Source organism: Methanospirillum stamsii (assembly GCF_003173335.1).
GTDB classification, from domain to species: Archaea; Halobacteriota; Methanomicrobia; order Methanomicrobiales; family Methanospirillaceae; genus Methanospirillum; species Methanospirillum stamsii.
In genome coordinates, this window is record NZ_QGMZ01000029.1 from 15136 (window position 1) to 38858 (window position 23723).

Consider the following 23723-nt stretch of genomic DNA (forward strand, 5'->3'; position numbering starts at 1 on the left):
ATGTTACATGAAGCATTGAAATCAGATTCAAACCGGATTATCCGGATCATTGCTTCACTATCAAGTCCCCTTGAATTTAGATCACCCCTGATTAAAGAAGCCGATGCTCTTGAAGTAAGGCTTGACATGATAACAGAACCTATCAATGATGCCTTACACCAACTCAGGAATTCTTTTGATGGTCCGATTATCCTGACAATGAGAAGTAGTGATGAAGGTGGAGCATATGCAGGGGGTACAGGCAGATTATGGGAGAGAATTTCGCCCTATCTTTCTGATATTGACATGGTTGACCTGGAAATCAGGTTTCAGGACCATGCAGAGAGAATAAAAAGTCATAATAAATCTGTCATTGCTTCATGTCACCGGAATGATATGCCCGGTGAGCAGGAATTACAAAACCTCATGGATACCCTTCATGGATTTGGAGACATCATAAAAATCGCAGTGCAACCACAGAACCAGCAGGATATTCTAACCCTTTTAAAAAGCACATCCACCTGTCCATATCCGGTAATTATGAGCGTAACCGGAACGGTATACCGGTATGCACGCCCGCTTCTCTGCCTGTTTGGATCGCTTTATACCTATTGTTATATTGAAAGTGCCACATCTCCAGGACAATATAGTATCCGGGAGATGCAGCTTTTATCACATCTGCTCACTCCGGGTTTTGTGGACCCGTGGTTTGAGGGAAGACCAGTCAGATCAGGAGATGTATCTGGATTTTTAGAACGATCCCAGGAATATCGGAAAAAACTTGAATATCAGTAACAGATATTTCAGGTATGCGAACCACACACCGGATGCTGCTACGGATTTGGCATGATCCGGACTGTGATTTTTCTTTGGTAAAAATTGGATACCTTAATCGTGGAGCTGTAGATAACTGTTCAATCATCCAGGGCACAGAAGTAACCAGGCTTGAAAACAGGTTCATGATTATTAAAAAGGACGAAACTCTCCTTGATGAAGAGACATATATCCCCTATCACCGGATCAGATGGATTGAATATGACCGGAAGAAGATCTGGGTTAATCCGACCACCAATACTGAGTCTCTGCAGGAAAACCAAACTAAATAGCACTGAAAATTTTTTATGAATAATCTCACTTCGTTCTCTTCATCATCTGAAAAAAGAGGCAGGATACGACTTAATCGTGCAATACGATATTCATTACTTGCTGCAGCAATAATGAATAAAAAAAGGCCCCGATACTTTTCTTTCTATCTCACCCTTTTCCTTTATTATGAATTTTCTGTATTAAAACGAAAGTGGAATGGCCTTAAAGGACTCCTGGTTCCGGCAGCACTCATGATTAGCATTACAAGGCAATGCAATCTTAACTGCATGGGATGTTATATGCATGCTAAAAAACCGGAAATCGAACAGGAACTAACCTTTGAGGAACTTTTAAACCTCACTACTGAAGCAAAAAACCTTGGCATCTTTATCCTGGTTTTTGCCGGAGGAGAACCACTTATCCGGTTTTCTAATATCCGGAGCCTGGCAGTTGCATTTCCAAAAATTCTCATGCCCATATTCACGAATGGAACCATTTATGACAATGAGTTTGTTTCGGACTGTATAAGTCATCCGAATATTCTCCCGATAATAAGTCTTGAAGGAGAAAAAGCACAAACGGATGAAAGAAGGGGTATGGGAGTTTATCAAAAGGCCAAAACCCTTTGCAGCATCCTTCATGATGCTGGTGTGCTCTTTGGCTGTTCTTTTACGACCACCAGTGAAAATGTTTATGAAATTACATCCCTGAATTTTATAAAAGATCTATACTCTAAAGGTTGCAGACTTTTCATCTTCGTAGAATTTGTTCCCATGTATGAAAATGAAACCCTGTGTCTCTCACCAGAAAAACAAACCTATCTGAGTGAAATGATTGAAGAGATAAATTCCACTATTCCGGTAATTGCACTGAAATTTCCCGGTGACCAAGAATGGTTCTCCGGATGTCTTGCAGCAGGGAGAGGGTTTGCCCATATTAGTCCGTCCGGGTCACTTGAAGCATGTCCTGCTTCGGAACAATCTGACAGAAATGTCAGAAACGGTCTTGCCAATGCATTACGATCACCACTATTTCAATCTATCAGACAATCGGGGACTCTTACATCGGAAAAAAAGGGAGGTTGTTCTCTTGTTTATCAGGAAAAACATGGAAAATTAAGATAGAAAAGAACCGGTTTTTCTTCCAATCTCAAATACTTCTTTATCGTTTTTGATCATCATTAAAAATACTAGATATTAAAAATCCTCCTCAAACCTGATAAACACAAAAGATAATATTGTACATATAAGGGATCGTAACGGGACTGATATGTTAAAAAATTTTTCTTTTATTATCCTGATATTAACCGGATTATTCTGTATGCCAATAATCAGTGCATCTAATCAGGATGACTATGATGAAACATTACTAGATATGGTGACACTTTCCGGATTAGATGATGAAGTGATTATCGGAGATAAAATCTCCCTGAATGGAAAGATTGATCCTTCACTATTTGGAACACAACCATCAGATGTTGTGATTCTTATATCGGCCCCGACCGGGTCACATGCTTCATCATTTATGCTTGCGAAACCTGCACTAAACGGAACATTTGGGTATAAGCAGGTTGCGGATGTCGGTGGGGACTGGACTTTTGAAGCGTTATATTCAGGAATATATAGCAATAAAATTGCAATTTCGGCTATTCCAGGTAATGAACCGAAAAAAACTGCCCTTACTCTCAGTGGATGGCCAACTTATCCCAGGGTAGGGGATAGAGTTTCATTTAAAGGCAGGCTCACCGACAGTGAAGGAAAAGGTATCCCATTTAAAGCAGTAAACTATCGGCTGGCATCTAGTCCGGTTGGATGCATAGGTGGATGCGCATTTGGCGGGTATATGGAATGGAGAGATGCAGGAACGGTTAATACAGATTTAAGTGGAGAATACTCGTTCAGTCTTCCGGTTGTGGAAACCGGAGGAGTACAGATTGAAACCGTATTTCCTGGTGATGAAACATATAGTATGACATCCTCACGGACACTAAAAATAGTAGTAAATGAATAAAACCCGATTTATTTTTCTATAAAAGAATCCGGATTCGCATCAAACGCTTCCTTGCATCCCTTATTACAGAAATAATATCTCTTCTCCCCAATATCTGACCAGTATTGTGCAGTCGTTGTATCCACCATCATACCACAAACCAAGTCTTTTTCTTTTTTAACAGACTCATTATTCCGGAGATGTAAAAGAGCAGGAGGAGTATAACTTTTTAGAAGCAGGGAAAGGCTGACAACGGTCACTGACGAGAAGGCCATCGCAAAGGCTCCATATTCAGGCCTGAATACCAAAACCGGATATAAAACACCAGCAGCCAGAGGAATCAGGATGCTGTTGTAAAAAAATGCCCAGAATAAATTCAGTTTAATGCGTCCCATCACCTTTTTAGCCAGTTGAATTGCTGCAACGATGTGAACCAGAGAGTCTCTGACTAGCACAATGTCTGCACTTTCAATGGCTACATCAGTTCCAGAACCAATGGCAATACCCGTATCTGCCCGGGCAAGAGCTGGTGCATCATTGATACCATCACCAATAAAAGCAACTATCTCACCGGATCTTTGAACCTCATCAACCTTTTTCTCTTTTCCTTCGGGCAAAATCCTTGAATAAACCTTGTGAATATCGACCATTGCAGCAACAGATTCAGCAGTTACCTGATTGTCACCAGTTACCATTCCACACTCAATACCCATTTCCCTGAGTAACCGGACACAAAGACCTGCATCTGATTTGATTTCATCAGAGATAGAAATAAGACCAAGAAGAAACCCATCCCGAGATATCAGAACGATAGTTTTACCTTCCTTCTCACGCCGGGTAATAATCGATTCCTGTTCCGGAGTATATGAAACACCCGTTAAACTGACAAAATCCCGGGTCCCAAGATGAACCCTGCTTCCTGCAATAACCCCGGTTAGCCCGCTCCCGGATATATTCTCAAATCCGGTAACTTCAGCCGGTTCAATACCCTTTTCATCAGCGGCCCGAAGCACTGCTCCACTAATCGGGTGTTCTGACAGAAATTCGAGTGATGCAGCCATGGAGAGGAGAAGGTCTGGATTTCCAGTAAAGGAATCAATATTGGTTACTACTGGTTTTCCATTGGTGATAGTGCCGGTTTTATCAAATAATGCCAGGGATATTTTGTTAGCTATCTCAAGGACTGAACCGTTTCGAATAAGAATTCCATGTTCTGCACCTCGCCCGATACCAACAGTTACTGCTGTCGGGGTTGCAAGTCCAAGAGCACACGGACAGGCAACAACCAGAACGGCAATAAATGTCTGTAGGGAAAACCGCAGATCCATCCCTCTGATGCCGTACCAATAAAGAGAGGATATAATCGCTATCGTAAGCACAACAGGAATAAACCAGCTGACAGCCTTGTCTGCAAGACGCTGAACCGGCGGTCGCGACCCCTGTGCCTCTTCCACTAACCGGATAATTCTGGCAAGCATAGTATCGGCACCGACACGGGTTGCTCGATACACAAATGATCCGGTGGTAACAAGAGTTCCTCCAATAACCTCCTGTTCAGGAACCCGGTGAACAGCAAGGGGCTCTCCGGTCACCATAGATTCATCGACATAGCTGGAACCAGATACAACTATCCCGTCTACCGGGATTCTGGAACCCGGCCGTACCCGGATTATATCCCCCACCTTTACTTCCTGAACCGGAATGGTAAATTCATTATCATCCCGGATAATCGTTGCAGTATCAGCTTCAAGACTCATCAGCGCCTTAATAGCCGATGAAGTCTTTCCCTTCGCCTTTGCTTCAAGGAACCGCCCGAGCATTAAAAAAGACGCAAGCATCAGAGTGGTTTCATAAAATAATGCATCATTTTCCAGTATAATAGAAAATGTTCCGAGAACACTTGCAAGATATGCAACTCCGATGCCCATTGCATACATTACATCCATGGTAAGAGACAACGTCCGAAGTGCTCCGATTGCTGCCTTAAATATCGGATAGGCAAGCATAATGAGAACAGGAGTCGTAATGATAAGTTGCAGATAAGCAATCATCTGCATGTCAAATGATGTGAAATACATCATTGCCATGAGTATCAAAGATAAGGCAAATCCGAAAATTACTTTATACAATTGATGATTCAGTTGTCTGCTTTTCTCATCTTCCTGCTTCTTACTAATAGAAGAATCAGTTCCAAGAAATTTGAATCCGGCACGGGTAATTATCTCACTAATTTGGTGAATATTCACCAATGATGGATTATAGGTAATATTGGCACGTTCAAGACTGAGGTTTACATCAACCGAGATGATTCCTTCCTGACGGAGGAGAAATTTTGTTAATGACTGAACACAAGAAGCGCAGGCCATACCTCCTACCCTGACAGAAATCTTTTCATGTGCTACAGAAAATCCGGATTTCTCAACCGCTGTTGTCAGGTCAGAAAGAGTGACCAGGGAAGGATCATATTCAATCGTTGCCTTTCCAGTTGAGAGGTTGACTTTAGATTCTGTTACTCCAGGAGTTGAAGAAAGACCTTTTTCAACAGTCAGAGCACAGGTTGCACAATGCATTCCATCAACCTGTAATTCAATTTTTTTTACTCTCTCTTCCAATGTAACTACCTCTCCAATTGTGAAGTGTTTTTTGGTAGGTAAATAATCTCTCCAAAAAATCATATCACAAAGAAAGACTAAAAGTTGGTAATGATACTCTCTCTGGCCCAGATAACTCCATGCTGGAATGATCCTACTAAAACTCTGAAAAAAATGGAGAAATATGCTGCAGAAGCAGTAGAAGGTGATGCAACTTTTCTTGTCTTTCCAGAACAAATCCTGACCGGATGGGATCCAAAAAATAATTCAGAAGTTACCACAGAAGATGGCGAAGAAATATCAGCCCTAAAGGATATCGCACAGGATTATAGTATTGGAATCCTGGGATCATTCCGGGAGAAGAATACCGATCATCCCTTCAACACCAGTATTGCTATCGGACCAGATGGAAAAACTCTTGCATCATACCAAAAAATACATCTTTTTTCACCAGCAGGAGAAGACAGGTATTTTTCACCGGGAAATTCTCTGGGAATTTTTTCTTTTAACTCCTGCACAATTGGAATAGCCATCTGCTATGATCTTCGGTTTGCCCCCCTCTTTCATGCGTACCGGGATGCAGGAGTAAACCTCATGTTGGTTCCTTCTGCCTGGCCGGCATCCAGATTGAAACATTTTCATCTCTTTACCACAAGCAGGGCTGCTGAGTTTCAGATGTTTGTAGCCTCAGTCAACACCGTTGGACAGACCCCGGTTGATTTTTACAATGGCGGTTCTTGTATTGCCGGACCGGATGGAAGTATCAGGGCACAGGGAACTGATCTGGAAGAACTAATTTTTTATGATATGCCAATTGAAGAGGCAGAAACCCTTCGAATCTCATTCCCCTTCCATAAGGATGTGAGAAATGATTTTTTGTAAAAAAAAGAGTTTTTTATAATCCTAAAGGAGAACTTTTTTCTTACAATACTACAATCAGGTCGCTATAAGATTCTTCATAAGAACCATCGCCGGTGAAATGAACCTGAATGTATGTAGTTGTAGATCCTCCGCCAACTCCGAATTTAAAAAACCCATTTTCATCAGTTACTGATGCTGCAAGGATTTCATAATCGCTACGGTTTCCAAGGCGGTCAGATGCTTCACAAAGAATTTCCTTTCCGGAAAGCGGGGTTCCATTTTCACCAATCAGCTGGCCGGTGACAACAACTGTCTGGCCCGGAGATGGATTGGAGGGTGATGCTTTTGCAGTAATCTTTGTATCAGATTTGACTACAGAAGATGCAGGCCCTTGAGTCTGGACTGGACCGGATGGCTTATGTCCCTGTACAATCTCACTGACTGTTCCTTCAAACTGGTCATTGCCATTGAATTTCACCCGGAGATATTCAGCAGGAGCACCTTCAGGCCTCCTGAATGAATAATTACCTGCAACATCAGTAGTAGTTACCGCAAGAAATGAATATTCACTCTCCTGATCATCGCTCTCCATCTGCTCAAGGGTGACTTTCTTATTACCGAGCAGGTTACCCTCTGCATCAGTCAGAACACCAGTCACTAAAAATTCAAGGTCATTACCCGGATCTACCGGATCGGTGGCGATAGAAAGAGTAGTCGCTGCTTTATCAGCCAGTACCGAGCACCCGCCGGTCATCAGAACCAGGGAGATGAGACATACCATGAAAATTAATGTGAAACGGGGCACTAAGAGGAACCCCTCAAACATCTTCATGCCCTAAGATATGTCTACAAGTATTAACAGGATTCTCTCAACCGAAAAAAGTTATATAAGTTTTATCACATCATGCTTGGGTTCCATCGCTTCACCGGACCTGAGCATTGCAGTAAGCTGCCTTTCAACCTCGTCCCGGTCAAAACCCTGCTGCCTGACCAGTTCAACTACATCAGGTTTATGAGCTCTGCCATTTTCATCTGCAACATCCCTGATAACCTGTTTGATGGTCCGGATAAGGTCTCGTTTACTCTTGGATACTCCGGTTGCAAGCATGTCAATATCAAAACTTCCGCTGGAAGGATCGTAAGCAACCTGCCGTAAACAGGTATCAATGATAGTAATAACCCGTTCTGCATCACTCTTCACAATAACCGATGAAAGCCTGATACGGGCTGATGCTTCTGCCAGACGAACGATAGCTTCGAGTTGTCTTGCGGTTACCGGAACCGGTTTGTTGGCATCGGCAAGATCCCTCAGTTTCATGTAATAGGCAATGAGGGCCTCCCTGGCTTCATCCTCAAGTCGTGGGAAACAGTTTCTTTTCGCATAAGCCACATATTTGCGGAACATGACCGGATCAATCTCCGGCGTGACCGGTTTTAACTGCTCAGAGATATACTCGTCATCAACTCCAGGAATGGGATCCCGGGCATGCTGGGCAATTAATTCACCAACACTGTGGGCTTTTAAAATGTGTTCTGCAATTGCAAGATCCCGTTCATGCTCCGGCTTATCTGTCAGGACAAATATGAGATCAAATCGTGAGAGCAGTGACGGAGGCATATTAATCTGATCTCCAATCGGTACAAAATCATCAAATCGGCCATACTTCGGATTGGCAGCACCAAGCAGGGCACACCGTGATTTTAAGGTTGCGGTAATTCCGGCTTTCGCAATTGAGATAGACTGCTGTTCCATTGCCTCGTGAAGAGCACTCCGGTCATGCTTATCCATCTTATCCATTTCATCAACACAGGCCACACCCATATCTGCGAGAACCAGAGCACCTGCTTCAAGGGTCCATCTGCCATCTCCAAACTCGTCTTTCACCGCAGTTGCAGTCAGACCTGCAGAAGTTGTTGACTGACCGGAAGTATAGATAGCCCGGGGAGATAGCCGGACAACATACCGAAGCATCTGGGATTTCGCAATACCCGGATCTCCAATCAGAAGAACATGGATATCACCACGAAGTCTGCTTCCATCCGGCATCTCTTTAGCTATGCCTCCAAAAAGCTGCAAAGAAATCGCATCCTTGACATCATCCACTCCATAAATTGTCGGAGCGATTGAGTGTGCAATTTTCCGGTAGATGTTAGGATCCTGGGAAAGACTAATAATCTCTCTTTCATCCTCTTCGCTGATATTAACCTCTTCAAATTCCTTTTCAGCTACCTCTATCGAGTTACATTCAACATAGATGTCAAAGATGGTGGATTTCGTTCCATAGGAATTTCTTTGCATCGACCGGAGAATACCATTAACAACAATCCGGTCTCCCGGAGCGACAATACCGCAGATATCATCCGTTACATCAAGGTCAATAGTCTGTGGCTGTTCCCCTCCACGAAGACCCTCCGGGGACTCCTGAATTCTCAGTTTTTGTGAGTCCACAAACCGTGAAAAACGGGGTATGAGCTCAAGTTTTTTCTGGGTACATCCATCAGTCTGACAACCGTCAGGTTCCACGAAAGGACCATATGATTGTGCTTTTACTGTCCGGTGACCGGCAGGACATCGGAATACGGCAAGTGTTATACGTGGTCTGACTTCGGTAGTTTTCCGAAGAATTCCTTCAACACTAATAAATTTCCCGATATGATCAGAACGGATTTCACGAATAGCTATCTTTCTTGGAAGATTAATAAAACGAATATTAATATCCGGTTGTTCTTCTTTTTTCCTGGTTTTAACAAGCCGGTGTGTACGTATTGAATCCCTGATATCTCCTATTACCTTACCAGGGTTTTCAAGCAGTTCATCCGCAAGTTCAGTTCCGGTTTTACCAAAACTCTCAATATCCCGGTAATTGATGTAGAGCGATCTTTTATATGGATATTCGCGTGAAAGTTCATCAAGTTCTTTTTTATATCGCGTCTTAAAAAACCGGTGCCAGTCAGCATCCCGGTCAGTTATCTCAACAGTTTCTGCATTACTTCCTGATGCCATAAATATCCATAAATTCTAATGAAAGAGGAAAGATATCCACAAAGGGGTAATTAGATTATCTTCATAGAGCATGAGATTTTCTATAATGAACTGAGGGGACTTTTAAAACAAAAAGTGCTCCTTTTCCCGGAATACCACATTCGGTGATTAAAATATTGGTAATTGATAAAATCTCACGGACAAGGAATAACCCAAGACCGGTATTTTTTCCATAACCGCGGCTGAAGATCATCTCTTTATCCTCATCCGGGACTCCGATACCATCATCAGATATACTAATTTCCAGGTTTTCATTCATCTCTTTTGCTGAAATCAAAATTGTTGTTACTTTCTCCCCATGACGAATTGCATTATCTAATAAATTGTAAAATACTTTTTCAACAAGCGGATCTACAAAAATTTCGTACAGGCGAATATCTGATTCAAGTGAGATGGTTACCGATGAGAAAGAAAGAATAACCTTATTTAGAAGATCAAAAAGATCTATCCAGATAGCACCCTTAACACCCAATTCTTCATAGAGCCTGGTAAACTCAATCTGGGCAGATAACCGGGATAAAATTTCAGATTCTTTTGTCAGATAATCCTGGAATTCTTTCGCAGGATTATCCATTCTGGCCAGTTCATTATAAGAAAGCAGAGCCATCATGGTATTTTTCATATCATGCCGGGTTATTGATGATAATAACGATAATTTTTTATTAGACTGAAAAAGAGCCTGTTCAATTCGATTTCTTTCAAGAATCTCATTTTTCAGATTTGAATTACTCTTTAAAAGTTCAACATTCGCTTCACTCAATTGATAATTAATAACCGCGACTTTTTCTTTTGCCTCAAGAAGTTCGTTATTTTTATAAATTGCAATTTCATAGGTAGAAAGTAGGACATTGAGAATTTTTCTGCTGTTAGATGTAATAATGTGATTTTTCCCGTTAAAAAATACCGGAATGCCGGTTTCATCACCCACACCTACACAAACATCAGAATCCAGGGTATTATTTGAAAGTATTACAGCGACCCTGTCAAGGAGATAATCAGGTTCATACGGCTTAATTATGAAATTATCTGCACCACAGGCCAGGCCTTCAATTACATCGGTTGGATCAAATAACTGGGTCACTAAAATGACCGGAATATCACGGGTGGTTGGATCGTCTTTAATTGTCCGACACAGTTCATATCCATTCATCTCCGGCATCATAACATCGGTAAGAACTATTGTTGGAGGATTTTTCTGGATAAGTTCAAAAGCCTCCCTGCCATTAGATGCAACGGTGACTAAATATCCTGCCGATTCAAGTAGGTGCCTAAGTATAGCAGCCTGGGTTTTACTATCCTCTGCAATAAGAATCGATACGGCATCTTTGGGACTACATATCTCCATTATTGCCTCCTTTTTTCTTATTTACATCAGATGAAACCTGAAAGTCCTGATATGGAATCCATACTTCAAATGTTGATCCATGACCGAGCCCTTCACTTACAACCTTTACAAATCCCCCATACAATATTATTATCCGCCGGACAATGGCAAGACCGAGACCGTGCGAGGAGTGGTCATGACGGGATTCATCGGCTTTATAAAAGTCATCAAATACATGATCTACCTGCTTTTCTGTCAACCCGATTCCGGTGTCCTGAATTAACAGGATATGGTATTTACCTTCCTTTCCATAACAAATATCAATAAATCCTTCATTTTTATTATAGGTAATCGCATTTGAGATGAGATTTTCCAATATCGTCGTGGCATGGAATGGAGAGATATGAATTATTGTTCCATTTTTTATCGAATTTCTGACTCTCAGGTTCTTCTCCTTTATCTGATATGAATAACTGTTAAGGAGTTCCTGGATTATCGGATAGATATCAACGCTGGATATCTCTTTGGTAAATGAATCTATAGTGATGTGAGATAATTTTATAATTCTCTCAACCAGCAACTTTAATATCGTAATCTCTTTTACCAGCAGGGATAGAATTTCTTTCTTTTCAGGATCATCCTCTTTCTTTTCCAGGAATGGAATAAATGCATACAAGGGGGTCAGAGGGGTCTTCAGATCATGTCCAATACGGGTTATCAGTTCAGTTCGTTGCACCAGCAGGTGTTCAACTATCTCATTGGTTACTTGTAATGCCTGGGTTCTTTCATTGACGGTCTCTTCCAGATGGGTAGTAAATTCATTCAGTTCTTCAGTCGTTTTCTCAAGTTCGTAATTTTTCAAAATAGCGGTCTGATAGATGGAAAATAAAATTCGAAGTAAATCTTCTTTAGATGAACGAACTGAATAATCATGACCATTGTATGAATAAAGAGTATCTTCGGCATTTGATAATTTCCCAAATGGATTTTTCTTACAATCATCCAGAACCTGCGCAACTTCCCGGAGAATGGATTCCCGTTTTACCGGTTTTATGATAAAATCATTAGCTCCGCAACAAAGACCCTTGATAATATCAACCGGGTCTGATAACTGGGATACAAGAATAATTGGGATGTGACAAAATTCCGGACTGTCTCTTACCGTTTTACATAACCTATATCCATCCATACCAGGCATCAGAATATCTGAAAGGAGTAGATCAGGAACAGACTTTTTCATCTCCTCGAGTGCTATCTCAGCATTTTCTGACCATTTGACCTTATATCCTGCACTCTTCAGATAATGACAAAGGATCTCAGCCTGTGTCTTGCTATCTTCAATTACCAGAATACAAGGAGATTTTTCAGGTGTCATGAGCCCTCGGACAGAGATGTTAGAATTGAAGAAATCCTTTTAGGAGAGAGAGAATACATGGCTGCGGATAATGATTCTGCAGCACCAGGCATGCCATACACAAATGAGGATTCCCGGTCCTGGATAATCGTCAGACCACCTTTTTGTCTGATGAGTAGCAACTCATCCGCTCCATCCCGCCCCATGCCGGTAAGAAGAACACCTGCAACGCGATTTCCAATATTAAGGGCAGCTGTTCGAAACAGATATGAGACCGAGGGACGGAGATTATGTTCCGGGTTGTCATTAGAAAAAATAATCCGGAGGTCCTCCGTAATCCCGGTATGTTTTCCGTCAGGGGCAATATAGAGGACTCCTGGCATCAGATGATCACCTTCAGAAGGAATGCAGGTTTTAAAACCGGTTGATTCAAAAAGCCATAATCCAAGCCCTTCAATAAACCCCGGTGACATATGCTGGACCAGTACCATCGGGAGAGAGAAATCTGATGGAAGATTCATCAGGATTTCCTGGACAACCTGGGGCCCTCCGGTTGAGGCACCAAGAACAATAACCCGGATATCTTTTGAGATCTTTTCCGGCGGTAAAACAGGTTCAGTGGATGGGATTTTGGGTGGGAGATGCCTGCTTCTTCTTTTTATTACTTTTACTTCTGAATACGTCCTTATCGCCAGAATCAGTTCAGCAGCAGCATCCTCAAATGCCGGGTCATCAATTGCCGGAGGTTTTCGGTACACCGCCAGTGCTCCGGCTTCAACAGCATGAAAAGATGCCCGAATCTCATCTAAATCATCAATACCACTGACAATAATTATCGGGACCGGAGTATTTTCCATGATCTTCCGGGTCGTAACAAACCCGTCAAGTCCTGGCATGTTGATATCCATCGTGATGATGTCAGGAGTCAGACGGGAAGTCAGATTAATTGCTTCATTTCCATTCTTCGCCCGCCCTATTACCATGATATCAGGTTCTTTTTCAAAAATTCTCTGTAGTACCTGGAGTGTTACCTCAGAATCATCTACCAAAAGGACACGGATCATTATCTGCCTGTTACTATGAGTCTTTTTATTACTTCAAGAAGATTTCCCTGATCAAAAGTCGATTTTATGATATACGCATTTGCTCCGACCTGAATTCCGTGTTCACGATCTTCCCGGGAATCAAGCGATGTTACAAGAATTATTGGAAGATCAGAGAGATTTTTTTCTCCACGGATTTTTTCTGTCAGGATAAAACCATTCATCCTTGGCATATCAACATCCGATACTACAAGGTCGAATGAACTCGCCTTTAACTTGGTAAATGCATCCAGACCATCAACGGCAGTCTCAACGTCATATCCGGAACCTTCCAGAATATTTTTGATAAGCATCCGGGAAGTGATGGAATCTTCAGCAACCAGTATTTTCCTCTTACCCGGTAATGAAAGGGTTGTTTCTCTTGCCTGATAATCTGATTGCATCTGCCCCTGCATCGCATTTGCAACATCTTCCATATGTAAGACCGGAACTACCATAGTAGAATTGAGAATAGCTACTCCGCTGATAAATCTAACTTCTTTCAGTTGAGGTCCCAGAGAACGGATGACAATCTCCTCTGCTCCTGCTATCCTTTGAACAAAAACTCCAATCTTCCCATTAAAGCACTTAACGATAACCAGAGAGTGCCCCTCATTATCATCCGAGGTACCATTTGAAATTCCAAGAATAGAACCAAGAAATCCAACCGGAATCATCTCTTCTTCGTAGGAAATAAACATCCGTCCTTCTATGGTAGAGAGATCTGATGATTCCGGATTTAAAACACGAATTATCTGTTTGAGAGGGATGAAAAATGGCCGGTTTTCAGTATAAACCATGACCCCCCGGAACGTTGCCAGAGATACCGGAATTTTCAGAGTGAACACTGTTCCCTGCTGCACATTGCTGGTTACATGAACAGATCCACCTACCTGATTTATTTTCTCCTGCACAATTGCGAGACCCAGCCCTCTTCCGGACATCTCAGTAACTATCTGTGCTGTTGATAATCCGGATTTAAAAATCAGACGGGTTTTTTCTTTATCATCAAGTTCAGAGAGTTCATCTTTAGAGAGAAACCCTTTCGAAACTGCGGACGCACTAATCTTTTCTGGATCAATTCCCTGACCATCGTCAGAGATCCTGATACGTATCTGGTTGGCACGATGATGTTCAATCTGAACAGATAATTTCCCTTTGAGATTTTTCCCCTGCGCTGTTCTTTTTTCAGGAGACTCAATACCATGATCAATTGCATTTCTGATAAGGTGAAGAAGCGGATCCCTGATAATATCCAGAACTCTTCTATCAATTTCCACTTCATCACCAGAAACTGAAAAATTGATCTCTTTATTCTGTTCTTTCGCAATATCCCGGATCATCCGGGGATAGGTATCAGTGAGTGATGAAACAGGTATAAGAACTACTTCCCTGATACTCTCAATAAGACCTGTAATGACAGTATCCATCTCATTCTGATCCTGGTTCATGGTTCGGATGCCAGCTGAAAGCTCAGTTTCACACCCGGATATCATATCCCTCGTATTATCGATAAATGCCAAAACCCGGTTTACCGATTCCGGATTCTGAAGATCCATTCTTCTGATAAGTGCAATGTCACCTTCGATGCGATTCAGGCTCCACCTCCATGCCTGAAGTCTCTGCGAGAGCATCTTGAGGTCAGAGAGGCGTGATCCTGAGGATAACCGGTATGAGAGAAGATCATCAGCGGTCGAATAAAGATTTTTCAGCCTTTCTTCTGATATCCGGATGGAAGATGCAGGTACCTTTGTAATGCCCTGAAAAGACACGGAATCAGATTCCTCTATGGGTTTTGCAATATCCTTTTCCGATGGGAGGGAAGGAGGTTTTTCGAGTACTTCAGGTTCCTGAGATACAGGAACCGATCTAAATTGAACAACAGGACCTCCGGAGGCAGCAACTTTTTCCTTAATTTGCTTTATCAGTGTAACGGAAGAAACAGAGCGATTACCTCCCAGCATCTGTTCAAGTACTCCGATTACCTGGTGGATGAGATCAAAATCCTCGTTTTGAAGGATTAATTCTTTTTTTCTGACAACCGAAAAAAGTGTTTCCAGATTCTGACACAAGGTTTCTATTTCCCTCAGGCCAACAGCTCTTGCCGCCCCTTTCAGACTATGACAGGCCCGGTATACTGGTTCTATCTCTTCTGACTGGTTTTTTTCCGGATTTTGTTCAAGTACCAGTATTCCGGAGACAATCGTCTGAATATGGTCTGTTGCTTCCTCACTGAATGTCTGCAACAGTCGTGCAAGAAACTCATCGTCCTGCAAAGCCATGATAGTTTTCAGACCCTGAATCGTTCGGTAATTTCTTTCAGACTATTTCCAAGGTCATGCAGATCGCGAGCTGTCTTCTCTACATGCCTTGTTACTTCCAGGTTATTTTGTGCTGCAGTCCGGATATTCTCCATGGCAATGGAGATCTGATCCATTCCAACAACCTGTTCCTGACTCGAAGCAGTTATCTGAACCGATGCCCGTGCAGCATCAATGATACTCTGTGAAAGAACCGATATTGCCTCCTGCGCTTCAGTTGTCAGTTTCATCCCGGTTGCTACCGTTTTGGTTCCCTGCTCTGTGGATATCACCGTAGAACTGATACCACGCTGTATGTCAGTCAGTATATTCCGGATATTAGTGGTTGCCTGCTTTGATTGCTCTGCAAGAGTTTTAATCTCCTGTGCCACAACACCGAACCCTTTTCCAAATTCTCCGGCTTTTGCTGCCTCAATAGAGGCATTCACCGCTAAAAGATTGGATTGTTCAGCAATATCAGTAACACTCACAATAATCTCACCAATTGCCTGACTTTGTTCAGACAACCTGATAACATTGGATGCGATTGATTCCATCTGCTGATTAATATGCGTCATCCCGGTACTGATCTCCTCAACTGAAGACTGACCGGTTTTTACCACCTGGTTTACTGCCTGGGCTTTTTCAGATACCGCTTTTGCCTTCTGATTTGTAACTTCCGTGGTTTTTCTGACTTCCTCAACCGTTGCAGATGTCTCGTTTACTGCAGATGCAGTTTCAGCAGTGCTTGATGATAACTGGGCCGTAACTGAAAGTATTTCCGAAGAAGCAGATGAAAGTACATTTACTCCCTGGTATAATTCATCATTGATGATGGTCATCATTCTGGAGAGTTCAATGCCGGTCCTGTTCAGGGCCTCCTTAAAGGAGAGATACTCCCCCTGCATCTTCAGGTTTTCATCAACCCGGGAAGTAAAATTCCCTTTTGAATACTCTTCTGAAACACGCATTGCTTCGTGAATCGGTTCAATCACCGCATCTAGAGTATAATTTACTCCTTCAATGATTCGTCTGAAATCGCCCTGATGCCTGGATGCATCAGCACGAATATTCAGTTTTCCTTCAATCGCCGCTTCTGAAAGGGCATTTGCATCAGATATCATCAGATTGATGGCATCGATACAATGATTCAGATTATTTTTTATAAGAGAGAAGTCGCCCCGGTATTCTTCTGTTATTAAATCGGGAATATCACCGTTGGAGATACGTTCTACATATTCTGCAGCCATATTAAGAGGACCAATTATTGAATCCAGCATCTCATTGATCCCATTGAACATATCCCTGCTGTACCCAGAATATTTTGAAGTTTCTATTCGAAAATCCAGTTTCCCTGCAATACCATTGGAGATTAAAAGTTCTATGTCCTTATTTCTCTGGTTTAATATGACAACCAGTTCATTCAGATTTTCACGTATTTCTTCAAAAGAACCAGTAAAAGGAGTTTCTATTGGGGATGGGATGGTGCCATGTGTGATTTCATTGATATAACCTGCAGTTATACGTAAAGGATTTGCATATGCTGCAAGTGAATCATTCATCCCGACGATAATTTTCCGGAAATCGCCCTCATGTTTATCTGGATCAACGCGGTAAGACATTTCTCCACGGACTGAGGCATCTGACAAACTGATTGCATCATTCACCAGTTCCGAGATAGTATTTCCCATTTTATCAACTGCTAATCCCATTACACCGATTTCATCACTCCGGGAAAAAGAACATCTCGCATTACTATCACCCTGACCAATCCGGTTAGCAACGTCCATAACTTCTTCAAGAGGCCGGGTAATAGAATGGGTGAGAAGGTATGCAATTATTAAAGATATGAGTATTATTAAAGAGCCAAATATTACAATAATAAGATATAAATGGGCCATTTCTTCTTCAGATACCTGAAGTGTTTCCTTAGCCTCAGTAAGGAGGAGTGTATGAAGGTCAGCAAATGTGGACTCAGTGGCACGTCTGATTGTAGCATGTTCTCCTCCGTCCATCACCGATACCCGGGCTTCTTTTTCTTTTCCCAGTTTTTCAAGTTCGTATACCTTTAATGAGGCAGCTTTATACTGGGCCCACTGCGTTTCAAATGTTGAAAAAATATCCTTTTGATTTTCACCCTCATATCCTCTCGTTAATTCACTCAGGATCAGATCAATATCAGCAATTTCTGAAAGCATGCGCTCATAATCGGTATCCCGTTCTTCTGGAATGGCAATAGAACGGAAAACCAGCGAACGGATAGAATTGAGCTTTGCTTCCACATTCCCAGTCTCAAATATAGGCAAAGCCTCGTTGTAATAAATGTTATTTACATCATTAGAGAGAGAATTTATACTAAGTAGACATGCCACAATAACCAGCGACATAAGAAAGATAACAATTATAAATCCTCCAAGTAATTTTTTCCCGATTGTAATATTATTTAATATTGAACTCACACTCATGATTTCACCTCATATCTTTAGATTTTTTTCCAAGGGTCCATATTTATTCTATATGTATCTTTCAAATAAAATTCATCCCCAAAAAATTTTCTTTTTTTTGAAGGATTCATATCCGGATAGCTGAACTTTGAACTATTAATCGTTTATCCGTGAGTAACAATTCAGCATTGATGAGAATAACCGGGCCAGGAAATACCCCGGAAAGAAAATCCTTTTCCGTGCCTCGAAGGATATCAGGCGGATGGGACAAAAGGTTCAGGTCCATGGATTTTACTCCTGCGACCTGATCTGCTAGGACCGCATATTCCATCCCTTTTCCGGATAGGATGATAATTTTATTATAATCTGAAAGACCTTTACGAGGGAGATGAAAAAAGACCCTCAGATCCGTTACTGAAATGATTTTTCCTCTGACGTTGATTATGCCAAGAATAAAATCAGGTGTTCCGGGAAGAGGAGAGAGATGCCTCAAAAGAGTCACTTCCCTGACATACTGCATCGGGAGAGCATATCGCTCTCCACTTAGAAAAAACTCCAGAATGTCAATTGGGTTTTGCTGCAGTGAATCGGTAATAAAGGGAACTGCCAGGGATTTCGCCCGCTCCTTTAATAAACCGGACTCATAATCAGTGAGTGCACTGGTATCCACATTGCTTTCTTTTTCTTCCCAATTCATACAATCATTCCTTTAAGAGAATCCGGATCATATCTTTCATTTTATCCGCAGGGATTCCTTCGGTTTCTTCCAGCACCTGTATCTCAGGCATTGTTTCAAGAATCTGAATTGCAATGCTATAATGATGACGTGCAAGGTCTGATTTCCCAAGATTCATATAAATACCAGCTATGGAAAGATGTGCAGGGAGATAATCAGGGTCCGCATATAAAGACTGGCGCAGTAATTGAATTGCATGGTCTCTGAATCCGTTTTCATCCAGAACTGCTGCTTTTATGAGATATGGTTTTGGATTTAATGGATCCTGAGATATCAACCGATCACTCCATCCAAGGGCTTTCTCGTAATCTCCAAGTCCTGCATATGCTTTAATCAGAATTCCCATCTCCCGGGTTACATCTCCATATCCGGATAAAAAACCCTTTTGATTGACAATTTCTCCCGCATCATCCAGTCTGTTTTCAGTAATAAGTGCATCAAATAAATTTTTTTCCAGTTCAGGATTAGCCGGAAGTTTTGAAGGTTTGACAAAACCTAATTCCGGATATTTCTTTTCTGACGTCAATTCATAAAAAGAATCTTCATGTTCGTTGTGAAGAAATTCAATTTGGTGAAAATCAGAAACGCTTTCTGGCTTTGGACTATTAATATGAATTTCAGCTTCTTTTAATTGTTTTTTACCTTTTACATGGAGGAAAACCTGCCCGTGGTGAAACAGATTAAGATATGGATTATTAATAATGCCAATTTCCTGGGGAGAAACAATGAGAAAACCATCATTTCGTAAAGTTTCAGCAAGATGTAAAACAACTCCCTGTGCCTGGGAAGGAGAGAAATACATGAGGACATTCCGACAGAGAATAATGTCCAGGGAGGAGGGACCGAGTGAATGATACATAAAAGAATCCTGGATTAAATTCCTACATTCAAACCGGACCATAGATTTAATGCATTCATCAATCTTTAATCTGTTATCAGGCGTCGGGGTAAAATACTGCCCGATAGAGACCAATGGTTCATCGCGAAAAGACCAACGTGAGTATTCACCTGTTAATGCCCGATCAATCATTCCCTGGTTTATATCAGTTGCAAGTAAGTAAATATCCCAGTCAGCGATATCCAAAAGCAGATACCGGAGAAGGATTGCCAGGGAATACGGCTCTTCTCCGCTGCTACAAGCAGCACTCCATATCCGTAAATAGAGTTTGTTAGTTTTTCGTCGCTCACGAATCAAATCTGGCAGAAGGATATCTTTAAGATATAAGAACAGGTTTTTATCCCGAAAAAAGTAAGTTTCCCCAATCGTTATACGTTTAATAATTTTTTCTAAAAAATGCTGGGTGAACGTTTTGTCTGATAATTTGTGTATGCATGAATCTACCGGAACATCAATCTCTTCACATGTCCGGATAATATGACGGACCAGATCCTGTTCGTGACGTTCATTAAACAAAATCCCGGTATGTGAAATGATAAGATCTTTTATTGTCTGTATGATTGTACTATCCACAAACTCATTCATATCGCCACCAGGGATTCATACAATTTTTGAAGACTCTCTTCGTCTTCACTGGTTAAAAAGTCTTCAGGACAGGTAATAACCAAAAGTCCATCATTACATTGATAAACTCCGGATAATCCGGATATACCTGGGATAATAGAACCAGGAGATACAATATCCTTTATAGGGCTGAATACTTCTCCGATAAATTCCGCAATAATTGCAATATTTCGGGTTTTCCGGGTAATAAGTAAAAAATCAGAGGGTTTTATTACTTTATCAGGGAAGTGAAGAAAAGTCCGGAGGGAAAAAACCGGTAAAATCTGACCATGATAATTAATAATTCCGACAACACCAGGAGGAGCATGTAGCAGAGGAGTTATCTCCACCATCCTGATAACATGGTCTATAATTCCTGCAGGAATCGCAAACCTGATATCATTGACAGTAAACAGCAGAAGATTCTCCGGTTTCTGCTCACAAATATCGGTTATGTCTTCTTTATTATTATCGTGTGTTTTTTCCACCGTACATCACAAATTTTGCGATAAGAGACTGCATCTGAATGTCACTACCAGCTCCCTCGGAAAGACGGAAATCAGTTTCTCCAAGAGAATCAATAAGTCGTACCTTGATATTTTCAGGTAAATCCCGTTTCATTATTGCCCGATAGAGCTGACCTATCAATTCCTGTGGAGCAATCCCCCGGTCATGAAGAAGGGATGCAAGGGTCCCTCCTGCTCCGGGAAAATTACCGGCAAGACAAAGTTCAATCAGGTCATCTATCTCTTCCGGTCTAGCTGTAGCCGTTATTGCATATATCATATCAGGACTTATCTCTCTGCCAAGAATTGCTGCACCCTGTAATGCATTTATGGCTTTTCGCATATCTCCCTGGGCAATGTAAAAGATTGCATTAATGACCTCTTCAGAAACAGTCAGGTTCTGATCTTTTTCAATACGATGAACCATTTCTGCCACAGCCTGTTTTCCAAGGGGTCTGAACCGATAGATTGCACAACGACTCTGGATAGGATCTATGATTTTTGCCGAATAATTACAGGAAAGAATAAACCTGCAGGTCTGTGCATAGGTTTCCATGGTACGCCTGAGAGCCGACTGGGCATCTGAAGTCAGTGCATCAGCCTCGTCCAAAAAGAGTATTTTAAATGTTGAACCACCAAACGGCGAAGTTCTGGCAAATTGTTTGATCTGGTTCCTGACAACATCAATCCCACGTTCATCTGATGCATTTAATTCACGAAAATTCATCTGCCAGTCATCACCAAAAAATTCTCTGGCTAGAGCAACAGCAGCGGTTGTTTTTCCTGTCCCTGCGTTCCCTGTAAAAAGCAGATGCGGCATTTCATGTTTTGCCACATATGATGTTAATCGCTCAATTATCTCAGGCTGGCCAATAATATCAGACAAGTGGTGTGGCCGGTATTTTTCAATCCATATCGCATGTGTTTCGTCCATTTATTACAAAACCTCAAATTTTATTGTTATAAATTATAAGAATCCATTATACCTGATTGCTCTATCAAATCTGACGGATACGTTATTCTCATACTTATTTCAAATTTTCATTCAATATAGATTCTTCTTTAGTCACCCTGTCCAATACTAATTTTTCCAGACAGGCCCTATACCGGACAACAAATCGTGTATCTTCAGGATCAAGTGCGAGGGCCCGTTCATAACAGATTTTTGCGGCGGGTTTTTCTCCCGATAAATACAAAGCATCACCCAGATAACCCCAGGCTTCCGGATTTTTCCGGTCCAGTGTCGTAGCGCAGGTCAGACTTTTTCGTGCATTAGCATAGTCTTCAGTGTGTATTTCAGCCATACCCTTGAGAAGAAATGCATCATACCAGTCCGGCCTGATATCTGCAGCCTGTGCAGCACTGAATGCAGCATCCTGATAAAATCCAAGGTCCATCAATACCCGTGCTCTCGACAACCAGATCTCCGGATTTTCAGGCATTTTCGTAATTGCATCAGTATATAAAACAAGGGCCCTATCAGGATCTCCGGATTGTTCACATGCCTGACCGGCAAGATAAACAAGATTTGAGTCATGTGGCTGCTGCTCAATAAGTTTGTCAAAATACCGGATAGATTGTTCAAATTCTTTCATCTGTGCAAGTAAAGACGAAAGACGGGACAGTACCTGGCAATCCTGTGGATGTTCTGATTCAAGTGATAATAAAAGTTCTCGTGCTTCTTTTGTGCGTCCGGAAAAAACCAGAAGATCCGACAGAACGATTGGAATCTGAAGACCGGGAATCTGATTCATTCCCTCCTGTAAGGCAACTATTGCCTTGTCAGTTTCACCAAGATGCCACCCATGCACCCGTGCATAGGTAGTTACCCAGAAAGGGTTTTCCGGATCTAATTCCATTTGAAGCAAACAAAACGAAGCAACCTCGTCATACCGACGGAGCAGGTATAATGACCGGGCATATCCTTCTGCCGCTGCACGGTTTTCCGGATGAGAACGAATAATATCTGAAAAAACCTGCAATGCTTTTTCATATTGTTCACAAGCACCAAGGGCTCTTCCATACTGCAGCATTACTTCAGGCCCGTCAGATAATGAAACCGCAGTTTCAAGTGATTTAACCGCTTCCTCATTTTTATCCAGAATTGAATAAACAAGACCGGAGAGAAGATATGGGAGATGGCTGTCAGAGTCAAGATGGGTTGCCATCCGGAAACATGCAATGGATTTTGTCAGCTCATCAGATATGAGATAGCAGAGTCCTTTTTTCAGCCAGGGCACCAATTGTTCAGGGTCCAGTGCAATTAGTTTGTCATAACAGGCAATTTCATCACTTTTCCGCCCTTGTTCCTCATACAAACGTGCCAGATTATACCAGGTTTCAGTATCTGATGAATCATGCTCTGAACTCTCATAAAACCAGCGTTCAGCCTCTTCGAATTTCCCTAATTTTTGAGCAATCAGACCAAGATGGAGCATTACCGAAATGTTTCCGGGATCAAAAACAAGAGCATCGGCAAAATATTTCTTCGCTTTCTCAAAGTTTTGGTTTTTATAAAAGAGGGAACCTAATTCAACCCGGGGTTCAGATGATAAAGGTTCTAAATGGATACATTTTAAAAAAAAATCTTCGGCTTCATTCAGATTCTCAGACACTTTTGCAAGTAATCCAAGTTCAAAACAGATATCCGCTCTATCAGGATGTTCTTCATGCAAATTTTTCAATAACTCATCGGCTTCTTCTATTCTTCCGGCAAGTCTGAGTGTGTGACCCTTGTTAAACCAGGCAGTACTGTCATTTGGTTCATCATTGATAATTAACTGAATACAGGCAATCGCTTTATCATACTCTCCTTGCTGTGCATGATGAATTGCACGAAGCATAATGAGTTCTTTTTCCCGTGTTTGCATATGAACCATGAATCAGGCAGCGTCCCCGCTCCTGTAGTATTGTACCTATCAGCATGG

Annotated in this window: 18 protein-coding genes; 5 read left to right on the forward strand and 13 right to left on the reverse strand. The window is 41.7% G+C overall.

Annotated elements, in window-relative coordinates:
• The 4 genes from DLD82_RS13020 to DLD82_RS13035 all read left to right on the forward strand — a co-directional run bounded on the left by DLD82_RS13020 (position 1) and on the right by DLD82_RS13035 (position 3075).
• Positions 1–774 (forward strand): type I 3-dehydroquinate dehydratase, encoded by a 774-nt coding sequence (locus tag DLD82_RS13020; protein ID WP_109941565.1) that lies wholly within the window; start codon positions 1–3, stop codon positions 772–774.
• A gap of 14 nt (positions 775–788) precedes the next feature.
• Positions 789–1085, forward strand: a complete 297-nt coding sequence (locus tag DLD82_RS13025; RefSeq protein ID WP_109941566.1) for a DUF504 domain-containing protein — start codon at positions 789–791, stop codon at positions 1083–1085.
• A 15-nt stretch (positions 1086–1100) separates the two neighbouring features.
• Positions 1101–2189: a radical SAM/SPASM domain-containing protein gene (locus DLD82_RS13030; protein ID WP_109941567.1), complete on the forward strand. Its 1089-nt coding sequence runs from the start codon at positions 1101–1103 to the stop codon at positions 2187–2189.
• A gap of 196 nt (positions 2190–2385) precedes the next feature.
• On the forward strand, positions 2386–3075 hold the full coding sequence (locus DLD82_RS13035; protein WP_146199799.1) for a hypothetical protein: 690 nt from the start codon (positions 2386–2388) through the stop codon (positions 3073–3075).
• An 8-nt stretch (positions 3076–3083) separates the two neighbouring features.
• Here the strand turns inward: DLD82_RS13035 and DLD82_RS13040 are convergent, their stop codons facing one another.
• Entirely contained in the window at positions 3084–5729 is a 2646-nt protein-coding gene (locus tag DLD82_RS13040; RefSeq protein WP_109941569.1) for a heavy metal translocating P-type ATPase, read from the reverse strand.
• Between the two features lie 27 nt (positions 5730–5756).
• On the opposite strand from DLD82_RS13040, the gene DLD82_RS13045 reads away from it, so the two are divergent.
• On the forward strand, positions 5757–6527 hold the full coding sequence (locus DLD82_RS13045; RefSeq protein WP_109941570.1) for a carbon-nitrogen hydrolase family protein: 771 nt from the start codon (positions 5757–5759) through the stop codon (positions 6525–6527).
• A gap of 40 nt (positions 6528–6567) precedes the next feature.
• Here DLD82_RS13045 and DLD82_RS13050 read toward each other — a convergent pair whose 3' ends face one another.
• From DLD82_RS13050 to DLD82_RS13105, 12 genes are all read right to left on the reverse strand, one after another.
• Positions 6568–7287, reverse strand: a complete 720-nt coding sequence (locus DLD82_RS13050; protein ID WP_146199801.1) for a hypothetical protein — start codon at positions 7285–7287, stop codon at positions 6568–6570.
• Positions 7288–7389: 102 nt separating this feature from the next.
• Complete coding sequence (locus DLD82_RS13055) at positions 7390–9510, reverse strand: minichromosome maintenance protein MCM (protein WP_109941572.1); 2121 nt, start codon at positions 9508–9510, stop codon at positions 7390–7392.
• A 61-nt stretch (positions 9511–9571) separates the two neighbouring features.
• A complete protein-coding gene (locus tag DLD82_RS13060) occupies positions 9572–10894 on the reverse strand; it encodes a hybrid sensor histidine kinase/response regulator (RefSeq protein ID WP_109941573.1) in 1323 nt (440 codons plus the stop codon).
• Positions 10881–12248, reverse strand: coding sequence for a hybrid sensor histidine kinase/response regulator (locus DLD82_RS13065; protein ID WP_109941574.1), 1368 nt, complete (start codon positions 12246–12248; stop codon positions 10881–10883). The genes DLD82_RS13060 and DLD82_RS13065 overlap by 14 nt, the downstream gene beginning before the upstream one ends.
• Complete coding sequence (locus DLD82_RS13070) at positions 12245–13291, reverse strand: chemotaxis protein CheB (RefSeq protein ID WP_109941575.1); 1047 nt, start codon at positions 13289–13291, stop codon at positions 12245–12247. Before DLD82_RS13070 ends, DLD82_RS13065 begins: the two co-directional genes overlap by 4 nt.
• Entirely contained in the window at positions 13291–15591 is a 2301-nt protein-coding gene (locus DLD82_RS13075; protein ID WP_109941576.1) for a hybrid sensor histidine kinase/response regulator, read from the reverse strand. The genes DLD82_RS13070 and DLD82_RS13075 overlap by 1 nt, the downstream gene beginning before the upstream one ends.
• An 8-nt stretch (positions 15592–15599) precedes the next feature.
• Entirely contained in the window at positions 15600–18074 is a 2475-nt protein-coding gene (locus tag DLD82_RS13080) for a methyl-accepting chemotaxis protein (RefSeq protein WP_109941577.1), read from the reverse strand.
• Positions 18075–18180: 106 nt separating this feature from the next.
• Positions 18181–18750 (reverse strand): chemotaxis protein CheW, encoded by a 570-nt coding sequence (locus tag DLD82_RS13085; protein ID WP_109941578.1) that lies wholly within the window; start codon positions 18748–18750, stop codon positions 18181–18183.
• Between the two features lie 4 nt (positions 18751–18754).
• Positions 18755–20272 (reverse strand): CheR family methyltransferase, encoded by a 1518-nt coding sequence (locus tag DLD82_RS13090; RefSeq protein WP_109941579.1) that lies wholly within the window; start codon positions 20270–20272, stop codon positions 18755–18757.
• A complete protein-coding gene (locus DLD82_RS13095) occupies positions 20269–20778 on the reverse strand; it encodes a chemotaxis protein CheW (RefSeq protein ID WP_109941580.1) in 510 nt (169 codons plus the stop codon). Before DLD82_RS13095 ends, DLD82_RS13090 begins: the two co-directional genes overlap by 4 nt.
• Positions 20759–21730: a replication factor C small subunit gene (locus DLD82_RS13100; RefSeq protein WP_109941581.1), complete on the reverse strand. Its 972-nt coding sequence runs from the start codon at positions 21728–21730 to the stop codon at positions 20759–20761. Before DLD82_RS13100 ends, DLD82_RS13095 begins: the two co-directional genes overlap by 20 nt.
• Before the next feature lie 94 nt (positions 21731–21824).
• A complete protein-coding gene (locus tag DLD82_RS13105) occupies positions 21825–23675 on the reverse strand; it encodes a tetratricopeptide repeat protein (protein WP_109941582.1) in 1851 nt (616 codons plus the stop codon).
• Between the last annotated feature and the right edge of the window lie 48 nt (positions 23676–23723).

Coding starts and splice junctions, on each gene's coding strand:
- DLD82_RS13030 (WP_109941567.1), top strand. CDS start 1,101: ATGAATAATCTCACTTCGTTCTCTTCATCATCTGAAAAAAGAGGCAGG.
- DLD82_RS13040 (WP_109941569.1), bottom strand. CDS start 5,729: ATGATTTTTTGGAGAGATTATTTACCTACCAAAAAACACTTCACAATT.
- DLD82_RS13025 (WP_109941566.1), top strand. CDS start 789: ATGCGAACCACACACCGGATGCTGCTACGGATTTGGCATGATCCGGAC.
- DLD82_RS13105 (WP_109941582.1), bottom strand. CDS start 23,675: ATGGTTCATATGCAAACACGGGAAAAAGAACTCATTATGCTTCGTGCA.
- DLD82_RS13080 (WP_109941577.1), bottom strand. CDS start 18,074: ATGAGTGTGAGTTCAATATTAAATAATATTACAATCGGGAAAAAATTA.
- DLD82_RS13050 (WP_146199801.1), bottom strand. CDS start 7,287: ATGGTATGTCTCATCTCCCTGGTTCTGATGACCGGCGGGTGCTCGGTA.
- DLD82_RS13060 (WP_109941573.1), bottom strand. CDS start 10,894: ATGGAGATATGTAGTCCCAAAGATGCCGTATCGATTCTTATTGCAGAG.
- DLD82_RS13070 (WP_109941575.1), bottom strand. CDS start 13,291: ATGATCCGTGTCCTTTTGGTAGATGATTCTGAGGTAACACTCCAGGTA.
- DLD82_RS13045 (WP_109941570.1), top strand. CDS start 5,757: ATGATACTCTCTCTGGCCCAGATAACTCCATGCTGGAATGATCCTACT.
- DLD82_RS13020 (WP_109941565.1), top strand. CDS start 1: ATGTTACATGAAGCATTGAAATCAGATTCAAACCGGATTATCCGGATC.
- DLD82_RS13100 (WP_109941581.1), bottom strand. CDS start 21,730: ATGGACGAAACACATGCGATATGGATTGAAAAATACCGGCCACACCAC.
- DLD82_RS13055 (WP_109941572.1), bottom strand. CDS start 9,510: ATGGCATCAGGAAGTAATGCAGAAACTGTTGAGATAACTGACCGGGAT.
- DLD82_RS13035 (WP_146199799.1), top strand. CDS start 2,386: ATGCCAATAATCAGTGCATCTAATCAGGATGACTATGATGAAACATTA.
- DLD82_RS13065 (WP_109941574.1), bottom strand. CDS start 12,248: ATGACACCTGAAAAATCTCCTTGTATTCTGGTAATTGAAGATAGCAAG.
- DLD82_RS13075 (WP_109941576.1), bottom strand. CDS start 15,591: ATGGCTTTGCAGGACGATGAGTTTCTTGCACGACTGTTGCAGACATTC.
- DLD82_RS13085 (WP_109941578.1), bottom strand. CDS start 18,750: ATGAATTGGGAAGAAAAAGAAAGCAATGTGGATACCAGTGCACTCACT.
- DLD82_RS13090 (WP_109941579.1), bottom strand. CDS start 20,272: ATGAATGAGTTTGTGGATAGTACAATCATACAGACAATAAAAGATCTT.